The 1026-nt window shown below is 51.2% G+C and carries 1 protein-coding gene; it reads right to left on the minus strand.

Annotated elements, in window-relative coordinates:
• On the minus strand, positions 1–1026 hold a 1026-nt coding region (locus AK963_RS34105), incomplete at both ends, for a hypothetical protein (RefSeq protein ID WP_175404742.1).

Below are 1026 nucleotides of genomic sequence, written 5' to 3' on the forward strand. Positions count from 1 at the left end.
GTCTGGCGATATAGTCACCCTGCTCATAACTCTCTAACAGTTCTTCGAGGGCGATCTTCTGCTCTAAATACTGACTTTTGACATAGGCAGCATTTTTCGCAGTCTCATTCATCCAGCTACTTATGCCTGTGACATCGAAGGTGTAGGAGTGCTGTAGCTTGTTGAGTTCTTCTCTCGTTTCTTCGAGCTGACTTTTCAGTTCGGTAATGCTGCTGATCGCCTGTTCTGTGTTGACGTTGCCCTCGCCGTTCATGGCCACAAAGGCATCGTGAGCCGCACCACTCATGCCCTGTAATTCTGCGGTGAGTGTGTTGTAATGACCGGCCATGATTCCGGCAATGGAAGCGGTATCTTCAAGAGCTCTGTTTTGTTGCTCACCAGCCTCGGTGACTCTATCAATACTCTGGCTTGTGCCTTCCGCCTCTTTTTTCAGTTGCGCCAGCTTCTGGCGACTGGCCTCCAGTGCCTGGGTATATTCTTCCTGTGAGAGTGTTCCGGCAGAAAAGGCTTCGGCTAGTGCCACACCAAGGCTGGCTAATTCGATGCGGGTTTCAGCCGCGTTGATCTGGTTGATGGCATTCGCAGCATCGGTAAACGCCGCTTTGGTGGTTGCTGCTGCCTGCTCTGCGGTTTGGCCAGTCTGCTCAACGTCTGCCCGGTAACGCTCCTGTTCCTCCCTGATCTGATCCCAGGTGACTTTGCTTTCACGACGAATGTCTTTTTGTGCCTGTTCATGCTGTTTCGAGAGGGCTTCGTAAATACCCACCAATGCGCCTTTGGCGGCATTGGCATCTTTAGCGGTTTGTTTGGCAAACTCTTTTCCAAGAGAACGCAGGTACTCCGTGGTTGCCTGCATCTCTTTGGCAATGGAGTCAGCTCCCACGACCTCTGCCAGTTTTCCCCAGCCGAAGATGATTTCTCCGATGGTATAGAGAAATGCGGTCGCAAAACCTTTCACCGCCAGCGTAAAACTGTTGAAAAAGAAAGTGACGGTATTGCCAGTTACCGTAAAGGTGGTTTTCAGCT

Origin of the sequence: Endozoicomonas atrinae, from assembly GCF_001647025.1 — a bacterium.
GTDB lineage: Bacteria > Pseudomonadota > Gammaproteobacteria > Pseudomonadales > Endozoicomonadaceae > Endozoicomonas > Endozoicomonas atrinae.